The organism is Mycolicibacterium sphagni, assembly GCF_002250655.1.
Classification (GTDB): Bacteria; Actinomycetota; Actinomycetes; order Mycobacteriales; family Mycobacteriaceae; genus Mycobacterium; species Mycobacterium sphagni.
Window position 1 is genome coordinate 39,012 of record NZ_NOZR01000025.1, and the last position, 16,579, is coordinate 55,590.

General features: G+C 65.8%; 18 protein-coding genes. All 18 read right to left on the bottom strand.

Annotated features, from left to right (window positions below):
• Position 1: 1 nt before the first annotated feature.
• Positions 2-1,597 (bottom strand): NADH-quinone oxidoreductase subunit M, encoded by a 1,596-nt coding sequence (locus CG716_RS23810; RefSeq protein WP_094483653.1) that lies wholly within the window; start codon positions 1,595-1,597, stop codon positions 2-4.
• Positions 1,598-1,602: 5 nt separating this feature from the next.
• A complete protein-coding gene (nuoL, locus tag CG716_RS23815; RefSeq protein WP_094483597.1) occupies positions 1,603-3,495 on the bottom strand; it encodes an NADH-quinone oxidoreductase subunit L in 1,893 nt (630 codons plus the stop codon).
• The gene (gene nuoK, locus CG716_RS23820; RefSeq protein WP_094483598.1) at positions 3,495-3,794 is read right to left on the bottom strand and encodes an NADH-quinone oxidoreductase subunit NuoK; all 300 of its coding nucleotides are present in this window, start codon (positions 3,792-3,794) and stop codon (positions 3,495-3,497) included. Before nuoK ends, nuoL begins: the two co-directional genes overlap by 1 nt.
• Complete coding sequence (locus tag CG716_RS23825) at positions 3,791-4,534, bottom strand: NADH-quinone oxidoreductase subunit J (RefSeq protein ID WP_094483599.1); 744 nt, start codon at positions 4,532-4,534, stop codon at positions 3,791-3,793. The genes nuoK and CG716_RS23825 overlap by 4 nt, the downstream gene beginning before the upstream one ends.
• Positions 4,531-5,118 carry an NADH-quinone oxidoreductase subunit NuoI gene (gene nuoI, locus CG716_RS23830; protein ID WP_234817999.1) on the bottom strand — a complete coding sequence of 196 codons (588 nt, stop codon included), beginning with the start codon at positions 5,116-5,118 and terminating at the stop codon, positions 4,531-4,533. The genes CG716_RS23825 and nuoI overlap by 4 nt, the downstream gene beginning before the upstream one ends.
• Complete coding sequence (gene nuoH / locus CG716_RS23835; protein ID WP_094483601.1) at positions 5,048-6,280, bottom strand: NADH-quinone oxidoreductase subunit NuoH; 1,233 nt, start codon at positions 6,278-6,280, stop codon at positions 5,048-5,050. Before nuoH ends, nuoI begins: the two co-directional genes overlap by 71 nt.
• On the bottom strand, positions 6,277-8,661 hold the full coding sequence (locus CG716_RS23840) for an NADH-quinone oxidoreductase subunit G (RefSeq protein ID WP_094483602.1): 2,385 nt from the start codon (positions 8,659-8,661) through the stop codon (positions 6,277-6,279). The genes nuoH and CG716_RS23840 overlap by 4 nt, the downstream gene beginning before the upstream one ends.
• Positions 8,661-9,986, bottom strand: coding sequence for an NADH-quinone oxidoreductase subunit NuoF (gene nuoF / locus CG716_RS23845; protein ID WP_094483603.1), 1,326 nt, complete (start codon positions 9,984-9,986; stop codon positions 8,661-8,663). The genes CG716_RS23840 and nuoF overlap by 1 nt, the downstream gene beginning before the upstream one ends.
• Positions 9,983-10,717: an NADH-quinone oxidoreductase subunit NuoE gene (nuoE, locus tag CG716_RS23850; RefSeq protein WP_094483604.1), complete on the bottom strand. Its 735-nt coding sequence runs from the start codon at positions 10,715-10,717 to the stop codon at positions 9,983-9,985. The genes nuoF and nuoE overlap by 4 nt, the downstream gene beginning before the upstream one ends.
• Complete coding sequence (nuoD, locus tag CG716_RS23855; RefSeq protein WP_094483605.1) at positions 10,714-12,012, bottom strand: NADH dehydrogenase (quinone) subunit D; 1,299 nt, start codon at positions 12,010-12,012, stop codon at positions 10,714-10,716. Before nuoD ends, nuoE begins: the two co-directional genes overlap by 4 nt.
• Positions 12,012-12,638: an NADH-quinone oxidoreductase subunit C gene (locus tag CG716_RS23860; protein ID WP_234818004.1), complete on the bottom strand. Its 627-nt coding sequence runs from the start codon at positions 12,636-12,638 to the stop codon at positions 12,012-12,014. The genes nuoD and CG716_RS23860 overlap by 1 nt, the downstream gene beginning before the upstream one ends.
• A gap of 32 nt (positions 12,639-12,670) precedes the next feature.
• Complete coding sequence (locus CG716_RS23865; RefSeq protein WP_005140943.1) at positions 12,671-13,225, bottom strand: NuoB/complex I 20 kDa subunit family protein; 555 nt, start codon at positions 13,223-13,225, stop codon at positions 12,671-12,673.
• On the bottom strand, positions 13,216-13,575 hold the full coding sequence (locus CG716_RS23870; protein WP_094483607.1) for an NADH-quinone oxidoreductase subunit A: 360 nt from the start codon (positions 13,573-13,575) through the stop codon (positions 13,216-13,218). The genes CG716_RS23865 and CG716_RS23870 overlap by 10 nt, the downstream gene beginning before the upstream one ends.
• 163 nt (positions 13,576-13,738) lie before the next feature.
• Complete coding sequence (locus CG716_RS23875) at positions 13,739-14,143, bottom strand: Rv3143 family two-component system response regulator (RefSeq protein WP_094483608.1); 405 nt, start codon at positions 14,141-14,143, stop codon at positions 13,739-13,741.
• Positions 14,144-14,335: 192 nt separating this feature from the next.
• Complete coding sequence (locus CG716_RS23880; protein WP_094483609.1) at positions 14,336-14,860, bottom strand: YceI family protein; 525 nt, start codon at positions 14,858-14,860, stop codon at positions 14,336-14,338.
• 14 nt (positions 14,861-14,874) lie between these two features.
• A complete protein-coding gene (locus CG716_RS23885; RefSeq protein WP_094483610.1) occupies positions 14,875-15,258 on the bottom strand; it encodes a nuclear transport factor 2 family protein in 384 nt (127 codons plus the stop codon).
• On the bottom strand, positions 15,258-15,611 hold the full coding sequence (locus CG716_RS30885) for a DUF6285 domain-containing protein (RefSeq protein ID WP_094483611.1): 354 nt from the start codon (positions 15,609-15,611) through the stop codon (positions 15,258-15,260). Before CG716_RS30885 ends, CG716_RS23885 begins: the two co-directional genes overlap by 1 nt.
• Entirely contained in the window at positions 15,608-16,579 is a 972-nt protein-coding gene (locus CG716_RS23895; RefSeq protein WP_094483612.1) for a phosphotransferase family protein, read from the bottom strand. The genes CG716_RS30885 and CG716_RS23895 overlap by 4 nt, the downstream gene beginning before the upstream one ends.

The window sequence follows — 16,579 nt, forward strand, 5'->3', positions numbered from 1 at the left end:
GTCATGGCCGCGCCCCTTCTGCGACGGTGGGTTGCGGGTCGGGTTGATGAATCGACGTCAGCGTTGCGGTCACGGCGGGGTTGATGACGTCGAGGGCGATCTTGGGATACACCCCGAGTCCGATCAGCAAGGCGATCAGCGGTGCCACCACCAGAAGTTCGCGGGGCCGCAGATCCCGGACGTTCTCGTTGCCGTCGGTGACGGAGCCGGTCATCATCCGCTGATACAGCCAGAGCACGTAGATCGCGGACAGCACCAGAGCCGCCGACGCGATCACGGCGAAGGCCGGGTAGCGGGTGAATGTGCCGATCAGAACCAGGAATTCACTGATGAACGGCGCCAAGCCGGGCAGCGACAATGTCGCCAGACCCGCCACCAGGAAGGTGCCGGCCAGGACGGGTGCGACTTTCTGGATCCCGCCGTAGTCGGCGATGACGCGGGTGCCGCGGCGGCTGACCAGGAATCCGGCGATCAGGAACAGTGCGGCCGTGGAGATGCCGTGGTTGACCATGTAGAGCGTGGAGCCGGCCTGGCCCTGGCTGGTCATCACGAAGATGCCCAGGATGATGAAACCGAAGTGGCTGATCGAGGTGTAGGCGATCAGCCGCATGACGTCGGTCTGGCCGATGGCCAGGATGGCGCCATAGACGATCCCGACGACCGCCAGCGCGATGATCAGTGGCCGGAATGCGGTTGCCGAGTGCGGGAACAACGGCAGACAGTAGCGCAGCATCCCGAACGTGCCGACCTTGTCCATCACCGCCATCATCAGCACCGCCGATGCGGGCGTGGCCTGCACAGCGGCGTCGGGCAGCCACCGATGGAACGGCCACAGTGGGGCTTTCACCGCGAAGGCGAACATGAACCCTCCGAAGAGTGCGTTGGCGACGCCGGGGCTCATGGTGAATTTCCCGGTGGCAACGGCATCGGCGATCGCGCGGAAGTCGAACGTGCCGGCGTCGAACGCCTTGCTGGCCGAGGTGACCACGTAGAGCCCGATGACGGCCGCCAGCATGATCAAGCCGCCGAACAGGTTGTACAGCAAGAACTTCACCGCGGCTTTCGACGCCGCGGAGCCGGCGACATCGGATTGAGCCCGGTTTCCTCCCCCGAATCCGCCGATGAGGAAGTACATCGGGATCAGCATGGCTTCGAAGAAGACGTAGAACAGCAGGATGTCCAGGGCGACGAGCGACATCATGACCATGCCCTCGACGGCCAGCGTCAGCGCGATATAGCCGTGCGGCCCCCGCCCGGAGAGTCCGGGCCGGTCGTCGGCGTCGGTCCAGCCGGCGATAAGAAGCAGCGGCACGAGAACGGCGGTGAGTACCACCAGGGCAAGCGCGATGCCGTCCAGGCCGAGAATGTAGCCGGTGCCGAATGACGGTATCCACGGATGGTTTTCGACGAACTGAAACTGTTTGCCGGATGGGTCGAACCGCACGGCGAGCAGAAGGGACAGCGCGAGCACGGCCACCGAGACGACCACACCGGCGTACTTGGCGAACTGCCGCAGGGAGGCGGGCAGCACGATGATCACCGCGGCGCCGACCACCGGGATCGCCCAGAGGATGGTCAGCCAAGGGACGTTGGCCATGGTGTTCACCTCCACGCCGTGAAGAGGACTGCGGCGACCACCAGCGCCGCACCGGCCAACATGGACAGCGCGTACGAGCGGGCGAATCCGGTCTGCAGTTGGCGCAACCGGTCCGAGATCCGGCCGACCGCGAAGGCCAGTCCTTGCGTCACGCCGTCGATCCCCTTCTCGTCCACCACCACAAGGCCTTTGGTCAGCTCCTGGCCGGTGCGCATGAATGCCACTTCGTTGAAGGCGTCGCCGTAGAGGTCGTTGCGTGCTGCGACGGTCAGCGCGGACACGTCCAGCGGAGGAGTCTCGGGCACCTTGTGCATTGCGTACTGCCGGTACGCGACCGCGATACCGATGGCGACCACGCCCAGAGCGGTGACGGTGATGAGCCAGGCCGGGATCAGGTGTTCGGCTTCGTGGCTGCCGACTACTGGCTCGAGCCAGCGCTGCAGCGTATTGCCCAGGGCCAGAAGGGCGCCGGCGCCGACGGAGCCGAACGCCAGCACGATCATCGGGCCGGTCATCACCGCGGGTGACTCGTGTGGATGTGCGGCTTCTTCTTTTTTGGTCCAGCGTTGCCGGCCGAAGAATGTCAGCAACATGACCCGGGTCATGTAGAAGGCGGTGATACCCGCACCCAGCAGGGCTGCTCCGCCGAGGAGCCAACCCTTGAGTCCGCCGCTGTTGAACGCGGCCTCGATGATGGCGTCTTTGGAGAAGTACCCGGCGAAGGGCGGAACGCCGATGATCGCCAGATATCCGAGTCCGAAGGTGGCGAACGTGATCGGCAGCAGGGTGCGCAGACCCCCGTAGCGGCGCATGTCGGTTTCGTCGTCCATGGCGTGCATGACCGATCCCGCGCCGAGGAAGAGTCCGGCTTTGAAGAAACCGTGGGTGAGGAGGTGCATGATCGCGACGGCGTACCCGGCGGGCCCGAGCCCGGCCGCCAGCACCATGTAGCCGATCTGGGACATGGTCGACGCGGCGAGGGCCTTCTTGATGTCGTCCTTGGCGCACCCGATGATCGCCCCGAACAACAGCGTCACCGCACCCACGGTGACCACCGCGGTCTGAGCGGCGGGCGCAGCATTGAAGATCGGACCCGACCGGACGATGAGGTAGACGCCGGCCGTGACCATGGTGGCGGCGTGGATCAGCGCCGACACCGGTGTGGGGCCTTCCATGGCGTCGCCCAGCCACGACTGGAGCGGCACCTGCGCGCTCTTACCGCAGGCGCCGAGCAGCAGCAGCAGGCCGACCGCGGTCAGCGCACCCTGACCCATGGCCGGTACCGACGAGAACACCGTGCCGAAGGTGACCGAGCCGAGGCTGGCGAACAGCACCATCAACGCGATCGCCAGGCCCATGTCGCCAACCCGGTTGACCACGAACGCCTTCTTGGCGGCGGTGGCGGCGCTGGGCTTGTGCGACCAGAAGCCGATCAGCAGATAGGAGGCTAGACCGACGCCCTCCCAACCCATGTAGAGGCCGAGGTAGTTGTCGGCAAGCACCAGCAGCAGCATCGCGGCCACGAACAGGTTCAGGTAGGCAAAAAATCTGCGACGGCCGGGATCGGTCTTCATGTAGCCGATCGAGTAGATGTGGATGAGCGCCCCCACACCGCTGATCAGCAGCACGAAGCACATCGACAGCGCATCGACTTCCAGGCCGAAGTCAACCCGCAGGACGCCGACGGGTACCCACGAGAACAACACGTCATGCACCATGCGGTCTTCGGCCGGTAGGCCGAGCAGGTGGCTGAACAGCACTGCGCCACAGGCGAAGGCGCCGATCACGGTGGCGCAGCCCAAGAGATGCCCCCACGCGTTGGTGGCTTTTCCGCCCAGCAGCAGGATCACCGCCCCGGCCAGGGGCAGCGCGATGGTCAACCACACCAGGGTGTGCATCAGTGCCGCAGCAGGTGGGCGTCGTCGACGTTGGCGCTCCGTCGGGTGCGGAAGATCGTCATGATGATCGCCAGGCCGACCACCACCTCGCAGGCGGCCACCACCATGGTGAAGAACGCCACCACCTGGCCATCCAGATGGCCGTGCATACGAGAGAACGTCACAAACGCCAAGTTCGCCGCGTTGAGCATCAACTCCACACACATGAACATCACGATCGCGTTGTGCCGCAACAACACCCCCGAGGCGCCGATCGTGAACAGCAGCGCCGACAGGTACAGGTAGTTGTCCGGGTTCATCGTTGATCGTCCCCGTGCTGATGCCGCAGGATCGTGCTCACCGACGATTCCTCCTCCGAGCCGTCCGGTAGTCGAGCGAGGGTGTTGAGAGCGTTATGACGGGCATAGACACCCGGGTTGGGCAGCGGGGTGGCGCGGGCCCCGGTTTGGAACCGCTCGATGACCAGCTCGCGCTGGGTCTTTCGTCGCTCGAAACGCTCCCGGTGAGCCAGTACCATCGCGCCCAGCGCCGCGGTGATCAACAGCGCGCTGGTCAGCTCGAATGCCCACAGGTCCTGGGTGAAGATCAGCGCGGCCAAGCCTTGTACATTGCCGCCCTTGTTGGCTTCGGCCAATCCGACGAACCCCGTTGTAGAGACGGTGCCGATACCGGCGATCAGCAGGATGCCGAAGCCCAGGCCGGCCGCGATGGCCGCAACGCGTTGGCCCCGAATGGTTTCCACCAGCGACTCGGCGGAATCGACGCCGATGAGCATGAGCACGAACAGGAACAGCATCATCACCGCGCCGGTGTAGACGACCACCTGGACCACCCCAAGAAACAGCGCGTCCTGTGCGACGTAGACCATCGCCAGCGCGATCATCGTGGTAGCCAGGAAGATCGCCGAGTAGACGGCCTTGGGTGCGGCGACCACGCCGATCGCCCCCGCGACCGCAACGACGGCCAGGATCCAGAAGACCACTGCCTCGGGAGTGGATGTGCGGGTGAGGGTTTCGACCGCCAGCAGGGCTATCGTCACCCCGCCACCTCCTTACCGCCGGTGATGCGACCGAGGTAGTAGTCGTCGTCCGTGGTCCCGGGTTCCATCGCATGCGGGGGCGACTGCATGCCGGGCTGCAGCGGAGCCAGCAGCTTGTCCTTGCCGTAGATCAGGTCTGAGCGGTTGTCATCGGCCATCTCGTAGACGTTGGTCATGGTCAGCGCTCGGGTGGGGCAGGCCTCGATACAGAGTCCGCAGCCGATGCAGCGCAGATAGTTGATCTGGTAGACCTGCCCATACCGTTCACCCGGGGAGAAGCGTTGGTCCTCGGTGTTGTCGGCGCCCTCGACATAGATGGCATCCGCGGGGCACGCCCACGCACACAACTCGCAGCCGATGCACTTCTCCAGCCCATCGGCGTAACGGTTGAGCTGGTGGCGGCCGTGATAGCGCGGCGCGACCGGACCCGGCTTCTCCGGATACTCCTCGGTGATGGGACGTTTGAACATCGTCCCGAACGTGACGCCGAAACCCTTGACCGCATCGAGGAACTTAGGCATCTGCTTTCTCCTTGCGTGGCGCCGGGGTACCTGGCATCGGAGGGATGGGGAAAGCCCTGGCATCCGCGGCCGGCGGCGGAGGTGGTGGCGCGTTGCGCTGGATCATCCTGCGCCGCAGCGAGTTCACGGCCAGCAAGGCGAGCAGCAGCCCCGCCGCGGCGATCAGGTTTTCGATGATGCCCTTGTGACCGAACGAATGCAGGACGGCCACGATCATGATCCAGATCAGTGAGATCGGGATGAGCAGCTTCCAGCCCAGCGCCATGAACTGGTCGTAACGCAGCCGCGGCAGGGTCGCGCGCAGCCACATGAACACGAACAGGAATGTCCACACCTTGGCCACGAACCAGATCAGCGGCCACCAACCGGCATTGACGCCAGGGATGAGACTGATCGGCCATGGCGCGTGCCAACCGCCGAGGAACAGTGTGGTGGCCAGCGCGGAGACCGTGGTCATGTTGACGTACTCGGCGAGCATGAACATCGCGAACTTCAGCGAGGAGTACTCGGTGTGGAACCCGCCGACGAGTTCGCCCTCGGCTTCGGGCAGATCGAAAGGTGCCCGGTTTGTCTCGCCGACCATAGCCGTCACGTATACCGCGAATGACGGCAGCAGCAGGAATACGTACCAGGTTTTTTCCTGGGCGGCCACGATCCCCGAGGTGGACATAGTGCCGGCGTAGAGGAACACCGCGGCGAAGGACAGCGCCATGGCGATCTCGTAGGAGATCACCTGCGCACTGGAACGCAGGCCGCCGAGCAAGGGGTAGGTGGAGCCCGACGACCACCCCGCCAACACGATGCCGTACACCCCGATCGAGGTGACCGCCAGAATGTAGAGCACCGCGACCGGAAGATCGGTCAGCTGCAGCGGAGTTCGGTGCCCGAAGACCGACACCACCGGACCGAGGGGGATCACCGCGAATGCCAGGATCGCCGGGATCACCGAAATGGCCGGGGCCATAAGGTAGATGGGTTTGTCCACGCCGGCCGGCGTCAGCCCCTCTTTCAGCGCGAGCTTGATGCCGTCGGCCAGCGATTGCAGGATGCCGAACGGGCCGACCCGGTTGGGGCCGTACCGCATCTGCATGCGGCCCAGGATCTTGCGTTCGGCCAGGATCGCCACCAACACGGTCAGCAGGAGGAAAGCGAAGATCGCGACGGCTTTGATCAGGATCAGCCACCACGGGTCGTGGCCGAACACCGTCATATCCGGCGGGATCATCGGGCTGTCTCCTGCCGCTCGATTCGCACGACCGTGCCCACGGTGACTCCGAGTTGTTCGTGTACCGCACTCCCGGGGGAGTTCAGCGGCAACCACACCACGCCGTCAGGCATTTCAGTGATCACCAACGGCAGACTGATCGCTCCCCGGCCCGTCGACACAGCGACCACGTCCCCGTCGCCAGCCCGGATGTCTGCCGCCGTCGCCGGCGACAACCTCACCACCGGCGTTCGCGCCGTGCCGGCCAGATAGGGCTCGCCATCCTGTAAGCGGCCGGCATCTAACAACAATCGCCAGCCTGCCAGTACCGCCTCGCCGGATTCCAACGGCGGCAGGTCTTTCGGCGCGACGGCCGGGGGAGCGGGCCGATCCCCGTCCCATAGCCCCAGCGTGGCGATCTCGGCGCGCGCCTCCGCGGCGGTGCGGAAGCCGAGATCCACACCGAGTTCGTCGGCCAAGATCTGCAGCACCCGCAGATCGGGGAAGGAGTTGGCCGGCAGCGCCGGCTCGAAGGACCGTATCCGCCCCTCCCAGTTCAGGAATGAGCCGGCCTTCTCGGCAACGGGTGCGATGGGGAACACCACGTCGGCGAGCGCCGTGACTGTCGACTCGCGTAGTTCGAGGCTCACGACGAATCCGGTCGACTCGACGGCTGCCAGCGCGCCCTGGGGCTCGATCAGGTCGGCCGTGTCCACCCCGCCGATGAGCAGCGCGTCGAGGTCGCCGTCGGCCGCGGCGGCCAGGATGTCGGCGGCATCGCGACCCGGTGCCGACGGCAGCTCGTCGACATGCCACGCGGTCGCGAGTTGTCGCCGCGCAGCAGCGTCTGCGACCGGGCGCGCACCGGGCAGCAGGTTGGGGAGACAGCCGGTGTCGACTGCGCCGCGGTCGCCGGCGCGACGGGGAATCCAGGCCAGCCGGGCGCCGCTGCGCTGGGCCAGCCGGGCCACCGCCGACAGCGCACCCGGACTGGTGGCCAGGCGTTCTCCGGCCAGGATGATTGCCGCGGAAGGCAGTTCATCGGCCAGTCCATCGAGGGCGAACGCTTCCTGGCCGGGCGCCGTCGGGACCAGACGGGCGGACAGCTTGGTGGATCCCGGCGAGGCGAACGCCGCGATCGTCACGACCTTCAGCCCGTGTTTGCGGACCGCTTTACGCAGCCGCAGGAACACGATCGGGGACTCGTCCTCCGGTTCGAATCCGGCCAGTACCACCACGGGTGCGGCCTGCAGATCGGCGTAGCTGACATCGCGGCGGCCCGCCACTTCGGCGGCCAGGAACTCCTGCTCCTCCACCGAGCGCGGGCGGGACCGGAAGTCGATGTCATTGGTGGCCAACGCAATCCGCGCGAACTTGGAATAGGCATAGGCGTCCTCGGCGCTTACTCGGCCACCGACCAACACGCCAGTCCGGCCTGCCGTCAGCCCGGCGGCGGCCACCGCGATGGCCTCCGACCAGGAGGCCGGGCGCAATCCACCGCTCTCGTCGCGCACCAGCGGTGTGGTGATGCGATCGCCGAGGCGGGTGTAGGTGAACGCCCACCGGCCCTTGTCGCAGTTCCATTCCTCGTTGACTTCGGGGTCGTCCCCGGCCAGCCGTCGCAGTACAACGCCGCGGCGATGATCGGTGCGCTGGGCACACCCGGATGCGCAGTGCTCGCAGACGCTGGGGCTGGACACCAGATCGAATGGGCGAGCCCGGAAACGGTATGCGGCGCTGGTCAACGCCCCCACCGGGCAGATCTGGACGGTGTTGCCGCTGTAGTAGGAGTCGAACGGCTCGCCGGGGGCGATACCGACCTGCTGCAGCGCGCCGCGTTCCAACAGAGAGATGAACGGATCACCGGCGATCTGCTCGGAGAACCGCGTGCAGCGGGCGCACAACACGCAGCGTTCGCGGTCCAGCAGGACTTCGCTGGACAGGTGGATCGGTTTGGGGAAGGTGCGCTTGATGTCGGTGAAGCGGGTCTCGACCCGGCCGTTGGACATCGCCTGGTTCTGCAGCGGGCATTCCCCGCCCTTGTCGCACACCGGGCAGTCCAGTGGATGGTTGATCAGCAGCAGCTCCATCACCCCGTGCTGCGCCTTGTCGGCGGCCTCGGAGGTGAACTGGGTGCGTACCACCATGCCGTCGGAGACGGTGGTGGTGCAGCTGGCCATCGGCTTGCGCTGGCCTTCCACTTCGACGAGGCACTGGCGGCAGGCCCCCACCGGATCGAGCAGCGGATGGTCGCAGAACCGCGGGATCTGCACCCCCATCAATTCCGCGGCGCGAATCACCAACGTGCCCTTGGGAACCGCCACCTCGACATCGTCGATGACGAGATCGACCATCTCGACGGGGAAGGCTGCCGGTGCGCCCTTATCTGCCGTCTGTGTCATCAGGCTCCCACCCCCTCCGGTGTGGCCAGCATCGAGGCGTACGGATCGAACGGGCAGCTGCCGTTCAGGTGAGCCTCGTATTCGGCGCGGAAATACTTGATCGACGAGATGATCGGTGAGGCGGCGCCGTCACCCAACGCGCAGAACGACTTTCCGAAGATGGTGTCGGAGATGTCGAGCAGTGTGCCGATATCTTCGGCGGTGCCGCGGCCGGTCTCGAGTCGCTCGTAGATCTGGCTGAGCCAATAGGTGCCCTCCCGGCAGGGGGTGCATTTGCCGCAGGACTCGTGGGCGTAGAACTGGGTCCACCGGCGCACCGCACGGACCACGCAGGTGGTTTCGTCGAAGATCTGTAGGGCCTTGGTGCCGAGCATCGACCCGACAGACGCCATGCCCTCGTAATCCAATGGCACGTCGAGATGTTCGGCGGTCAGCAGCGGGGTCGATGAGCCGCCGGGGGTCCAGAACTTCAGTTCGTGACCGGCTCGGACCCCGCCCGCGTACTCGAGCAACTCGCGCAGCGTGATGCCCAGCGGGGCCTCGTATTGGCCCGGTGTGGTGACGTGACCCGACAGCGAATACAGCGTGAAGCCAGGGGATTTCTCCGATCCCATGGACTTGAACCAGTCCACGCCGCCCAACAGGATCGGCGGCACGCTGGCGATGGACTCGACGTTGTTGACCACGGTCGGGCAGGCGTACAGTCCCGCGACCGCGGGGAACGGTGGGCGCAGCCGGGGTTGGCCGCGGCGGCCCTCCAGCGAGTCCAGCAGCGCGGTTTCCTCACCGCAGATGTAGGCGCCTGCCCCCGCGTGCACAATCAGGTCCAGATCGAACCCCGAGCCCGCGATGTTGCTGCCCAGGTAGCCCGCCTCGTAAGCCTCGGCGACGGCGGCCAGCAGCCGCCGCAGCACCGGCACCACCTCACCGCGCACGTAGATGAAAGCGTGCCGGGCGCGGATAGCGTATGCCGCGATGATCGCGCCTTCGACGAGGAAATGGGGGGTGGTGAGAATCAGCGGAATGTCTTTACATGTTCCGGGTTCAGACTCATCGGCATTGACCACCAGATACTTCGGCTTGGCTCCGGCGCCGGTGGCATCCTGCGGGATGAAGGACCATTTGGTCCCGGTCGGGAAACCTGCGCCGCCACGGCCGCGCAGGCCGGACTCCTTGACCGTCGCGATGACATCGTCGGGCTTCATGCTCAACGCCGTGCGCAGCGCCTGATAACCGTTGTGTCGCAGATAGGTTTGCAGCGTCCATGGCTCGGGCTCATCCCAGAACCGGCTCAGGACCGGTGTCAGCGGTGTGGCGGGGCTCATCGGCCCTCGCTTTCTCCGAATCGGGGTGCTGACATACCGAACTCGCGAGCGATCCGCAGACCCGCCAGCGTCGCGTCGCCGGGCGCACCACCGGCGGATTCGCCGGCATGCGGGAGCCCGGCCAATGTGCGCGCAGTGTCGCGAAACGAGCAGACCCGCGAGCCGCGGGTGGCGTTCGGTGCCTGGCCGGCGCGGATCTGCTCGACGAGTTGGCGCGCGGTGATTGGGGTTTGGTTGTCGAAGAATTCCCAATTGACCATGATCACGGGGGCGTAGTCGCAGGCGGCGTTGCATTCGATGTGCTCGAGGGTGATCCGCCCGTCGCCGGTGGTGTCGCCGGCGTGGACGCCCAGGTCGGATTCCAGGGTGTCCAGAATGGCGTCGCCACCCATGATGGCGCACAGCGTGTTGGTGCACACCCCGACCAGATACTCGCCGGTGGGGGTGCGCCGGTACATCGAGTAGAAGGTGGCGACGGCGGCCACCTCGGCATCTGTGAGGTTGAGTTGTCTTGCGCAAAAGGCGATTCCGGCCGCGGTGATATAGCCGTCTTCAGATTGAGCCAGGTGCAGCAGGGGCAGCAGTGCCGAACGGGCCTGAGGGTAGCGGGCCATGATGACCGCCGCGTCGGTGGTCAATCGCTCTTCGACGTCCGCCGGGTAACTGGTGGGCCCGCTGATCGGCGGTCCGGGTTCCTCAGGGCGGGAACCCAACACGAGGTCGATGCTCACCTGTCGACACCTCCCATGACCGGGTCGATGGACGCCACCGCGGCGATGACGTCAGCGACCATGCCGCCCTCGCACATCGCCGCGACGGCTTGCAGATTGGTGAAGCTGGGGTCGCGGTAGTGCACCCGATACGGTCGGGTGCCGCCGTCGGAGACGACGTGCACGCCGAGTTCTCCGCGAGGGGATTCCACCGCGATGTACACCTGGCCGGCAGGCACCCGGATGCCCTCGGTGACCAGTTTGAAGTGGTGGATCAACCCCTCCATCGAGGTCCCCATGATCTTGGCGATATGAGCCGGCGAGTTGCCCAGCCCGTCGGGCCCGAGTTGCAGGTCGGCAGGCCAGGCCAGTTTCTTGTCGCTGATCATCACCGGACCCGGCTCCAACCTGTCCAGGCACTGCTCGACGATGCGCAGTGATTGGTGCATTTCACCGACCCGGATGAGGTACCTGCCGTAGCAGTCCGCTCCGGTAGCGGTGATGACGTCGAAGTCGTAAGACTCATAACCACAATAGGGTTGGGTCTTGCGTAGATCGTGTGGAAGCCCGGTGGAGCGCAGCACCGGCCCGGTGATGCCCAACGCCATACAGCCGGTGAGATCCAGATAGCCGATGCCCTGGGTGCGGGCCTTCCAGATGTAGTTCTCGGTCAACAGGTCTTCGAGTTCGCGCAACCGTCCCGGTAGAATCTTGAGCAGCTCACGGACCCGATCTTCGCCGTCGTCGGGCAGGTCGGTCGCCAGCCCGCCGGGACGGATGTAGGCGTTGTTCATCCGCAGACCGGTGATCGCTTCGAACACGTTCAAGATGAGTTCGCGTTCGCGGAAGCCGAAGAACATGGGCGTCATCGCGCCCAACTCCATACCGCCGGTGGCCAGGGCCACCAGATGGCTGGAGATGCGGTTGAGTTCCATCAACATCACTCGCACCACACTCGCCCTCACCGGGACGTCGTCGGTGATGTCCAACAGCTTTTCCACGCCCAGGCAGTAGGCGGTCTCGTTGAAAAACGGTGAGAGGTAATCCATCCGGGTCACGAACGTCACGCCCTGGGTCCAGGTTCGGTATTCGAGATTCTTCTCGATCCCGGTATGCAGGTAGCCGATTCCGCAACGGGCCTCGGTGACGGTTTCGCCCTCGATCTCCAGGATCAATCGCAACACCCCATGGGTGGAGGGATGTTGCGGACCCATGTTCACTACGATCCGTTCGCCGGCTTCGCCCTGGCGGGCGGCGGCCACGATTTCCTCCCAGTCCTGGCCACCCAGGACGATCACGTTCTCGTCTGTGCTCATCAGTGATACGACCTGCGTTCGTCGGGCGGCGGGATTTGGGCGCCGTGGTATTCGACCGGGACGCCGCCAAGGGGATAGTCCTTGCGCTGCGGGTGGCCCACCCAGTCGTCGGGCATCTCGATCCGGGTCAATCCCGGATGCCCGTCGAACACGATGCCGAAGAAGTCGTAGGTTTCCCGCTCGTGCCAGTCGACGGTCGGATACACCGAAAACAACGACGGCATATGTGGATCCGCGTCCGGGCAGGTCACTTCCAGCTGGACCCGGCGGTTGTGCGTGATCGACATCAGGGGGTAATACGCGTGTAACTCGCGGTCGCTGTCCTGCAGGTAGTGCACACCCGATACGCCACAACACAATTCAAATCTCAGTAGCTCGTCGTCGCGCAGTACACGGGCGACGGTCCGCAGATGCTCCCGCCGGACCTCGAGCGTCAGCTGGTCTCGGAAGACGACCACCCGCTCGACGGCCGCACCGAATGCGTCGGCGCCCAACACCTCGGCCAACCGGTCGACGAGCTCGTCGAAATGGCCGCCGTAGGGCCGCGGCGTGCTGCCGGGCAGCGCGACTTCACTGACCAGCCGTCCATAGCCCGAGGTGTCGCCGCTGCCGTCGATGCCGAACATGCCATGGCGCACGCCGATGACTTCTTCATCGGTCACCGCAGCAGACCCTTCAGTTCGAGGGTGGTGGGCGCGGCCAGGGCGGCCTTCTCGGCCGCCGCGATCGCCTCGGCGCGGTGCACCCCCAGCGGCATCTCGGCGATCTTGGCGTGCAACGCCAGAATCGCGTTCAACAACATCTCAGGGCGTGGCGGGCAACCGGGGAGGTAGATATCGACCGGTACCACGTGATCGACGCCCTGCACTACCGCGTAGTTGTTGAACATTCCTCCGCTGGAGGCGCAGACTCCCATGGCCAGGACCCACTTCGGTTCGGCCATCTGGTCGTAGACCTGCCGCAGCACCGGAGCCATCTTCTGGCTGACCCGACCCGCCACGATCATCAGATCCGCCTGCCGCGGTGTGGCCGAAAACCGCTCCATGCCGAACCGCGCGATATCGAATCGCGGGGACGCCGTGGCCATCATCTCGATCGCACAGCAGGCCAACCCAAACGTCGCCGGCCACAGCGATCCCTTGCGCACAAACCCGGCGACCTTCTCCACCGTCGACAACAGAATGCCGCCCGGCAGCGCCTCCTCTAATCCCATTCCAGCCCACCCCGGCGCCACACGTACCCGTAGGCCACAAATACCGTGCCCATGAAAATCAGCATCTCTACCAGCGCGAACGTCCCCAGCGAATCGAACGAGACCGCCCAGGGATAGAGGAACACGATCTCGATGTCGAACACGATGAACAACATCGCGGTCAGGTAGTACTTGATCGGAAAGCGCTGCCCCGCCGGTTCCCCGGTCACCGGCTCGATCCCGCACTCGTAGGCCTCGAGCTTGGCTCTGTTGAACCGCCGGGGGCCGATCACCAACGCGATCACCACCGACACGATCGCGAACCCCGCCGCGATCACGCCCAACACCAGGATGGGTGTGTAGAGATTCATCGGGCTGTGTCACTCCTCGCTTGGGCTGGAGATGTGAGCTAAGACACACCCTACCGATGTTCAGACGTGGGTCGCCGCGTTTTCGTTAGGATGTCTTCAATAACTGAGCGCGGCCATTTGCTGTTCGGGATGGCAAGGGCGGCAGTGCTTTTGGGTGTTTAATTCACTGCACGGGTGCGCGCAGCAAACCGACGACCGCGTCGCCCAACCGGATCGGGTCGATCGGGTGCGGCACCGCGGCCTCCGCGCGCGACCAGTTGGCCAGCCACGCATCGTCGGGCCGGCCGGTCAGGACCAGCACCGGTGGGCAGTCGTCGATCTCGTCCTTGAGCTGTTTGGCAATGCCCATCCCCCCGACAGGGGAAGCCTCGCCATCGAGGATCACCAGATCGAATCCGCCGGCATCCATCAGCTGGACCACCATGGGGCCGGTGGCGACATCGGTATAGGTCAGCTCCGGCAGTTCGGGATGGACGCGCTTGCCCAACGCCAGGCGCACCTGCTCCCGGGTGCGAGCATTGCTGCTGTACACCAGAACGTGGAGTGGCTGTGCACCGGGCCGAGACACCCAGCCGATGTTACTGCGACGCCTCGGAATTCATCGTGGATGCGCCGAAATCGACGCCAGCGCGGGAATTGTCGAATGATGCACCCGCCGGCGTCGATCTCGGCGCGAGCCGAGCGCGTTCGTCTTGATCGTGGGGGGTTTTCGTCGGCGATCGTCTGGCGGTTCACCGATAACCCCCACGCTCGGCGCGTTCTACTCCGCCTTGGCGAAGATGATGTCGGCCAGCAGCGTGGTCGTCGTCGGCATCATGCCGACCATGTTGCCGTTGACGCCCAGTTTTGCACGGTCGATCGTCGCCTGCGTTCGCACGTGCACGGTGCCGTCGCCCAGTCGGTCGATGGCGGCCGACAGCGGCAGCGGCTCGGTGGTACCGCGCACGGTCAAGGTGGCCTGCACGTCGGCGGTGTTGGTGCCGGTGGACGTCAGTGCCGTCACCTCGACACGGATCTCCGGGTGCTTCTCGACATCGAAGAAGTCGGCCGAACGCAGGTGCTCGTCCCGTTTCTTGTTGCCGGTCTTCAGCGACGCCGCCTGAATGTCGAGCCCGCCGGTCACCTCACCGTTCGCGCCGATCTGGCCGGCGCCGCGCACATCGGCGAATTCGCCGGTGACGGTGGCCAGTCCCCAGAACGTCTTGTTCTTGAAGCGCACTGAGGATCGGGCCGGCACCAGCTGCCAGCGACCGGGTTCGTCGAGTATTCCCTGTAGGGACGCCATGGGATTTCCTCCACTTAGGACAGTAGCGGCGCCAACTCGGCCGGATCGAGGTATTCATCGATCCGCCGGATGAGGCCGTCGTCGCCGATCTTCACGACCAGGCATACCCGCAGCGCCACGTCTTCACCGCGCCCGGTTCTGGAATGCAGGATGTGCTGCTGCACGAAGCCGCCGTCGAACACTTGCCGGTCGAGCACTTCGTAGCGTCGGTAGGTGGTGGCGCCGACGTACCACCGGATCACCTTCAGCGCGCGGGCCTTGTCGTTGTCACGATCGTCGCCCTGGTGCCACACGGCGACGTCCTCGGACCACAGTGCGGCGACCGCGTCGGTATCGCCCGCCGAGATGGACGCGAAAAGTTGGTCGGCAACCTCGATGATCCGATTTTCGGCGGACATCAGCGCGTCCCTTCCTCTGATTGGTCGTATCCGGGATGGGCGATGGCAATGCGGTGCCGGACCAGTGTGCGCAGACAGCTCACCGTCTCGTCGGTGCGGTCATCTAGGTCACCGGCGCGGATCGCGGCGGCTAGCGCCTTCTCGTCGGCAAAGCCGAGCTGCGCCAGGGCCGCCAATGGCTCGGGGGCGTTCTCGTCGAGCAGCTCGCGTTCGACGGTGCGCAGTACATTGGCGGCGACGAGGGCGTGGAAGTTCACCGATCCGGTGGTGTTGGCCCGGACGTCGCCCTCGAGGAATTCGGCCACGGCAGCAACGAGTTCGGCGGCGGTGGGTCGCCCGTTCGGTCCGGTCATGACACCTGCTCCAGCAAGTCGAGGACGTCCCATTCGGTTTCGCAGACCCGCCGCCCGATTGCGGCGAGTTCGACGGAGCGGGTCTGGCCACTCAGATGTCGTTCGGCCTGGAACCGGCAGATCACCCCCCAGCGCAGAGTGGCCAGCACCAGCCACCAACGCAGCGCGGCGCGGTCGACGGTCGCGCCGCCGGCGTCCTGGTAGGCCGCGACGAAGTCGTCGATGCTGCCCAGCCCGCCTGCTGCCATGCTGGGCGGGGCGCCGAAGCGCCAGGCCCTGATGCAGAACCAGGCGAGGTCCTCGTAGATTTCGCCGATGTGGACCAGTTCCCAGTCCAGCACCGCGGCCAGGTTGGAGCCGTCCACGATCATGTTGCCCATGCGGAAGTCCCCGTGCACCAGCCGTAGGGGAGAGGGTGCAGGGCGGTGCGCAGCCAGCCAGCGGAACGCCCATTCGAATGTCGCTGTGGTGTCGCCCATTTCGTCCAGTCGCAGCCGCCATTCAGCCAGGTCGTCCTGCTCGGCGAGGCCGGGGGCGTCGGCTGCGCCGCGGTGGATGGCCGCCAGCGCCTGGGCGCACTGGCGCAGTAGCGCGGCTCGGCCTTGGTCATCGAGCTGCCGCTGAATGCGCCGCACGATGGTCTCACCGGCGATCTCGTTGCAGATCAGAAACGGATTGCCGAGTGCCTCAATGGAATCGGAGGCAACCAGCACCTCGGGAACCGGGGCCCCGGCCGCGGCGGCGGCCCGCTGGACGGCCGCCTCCAACTCCATGCCGGCATGCACGTCGTCGGGCGGGCCGGTACGCAGGATCAGGGCGCGCCGCTGCGCCCCGGTCACCGCATCGAACGCCCACGTGGTGCGGCTGGCGCCGCCGGTCAGCGCGCGCAGGTTGTCGATCTCGGTGCCCGGACCGAGCTGCGGGCGTAAAACGGCGGCCAGGTCGGCGGGCAGCGTCTCAGCGGTCAC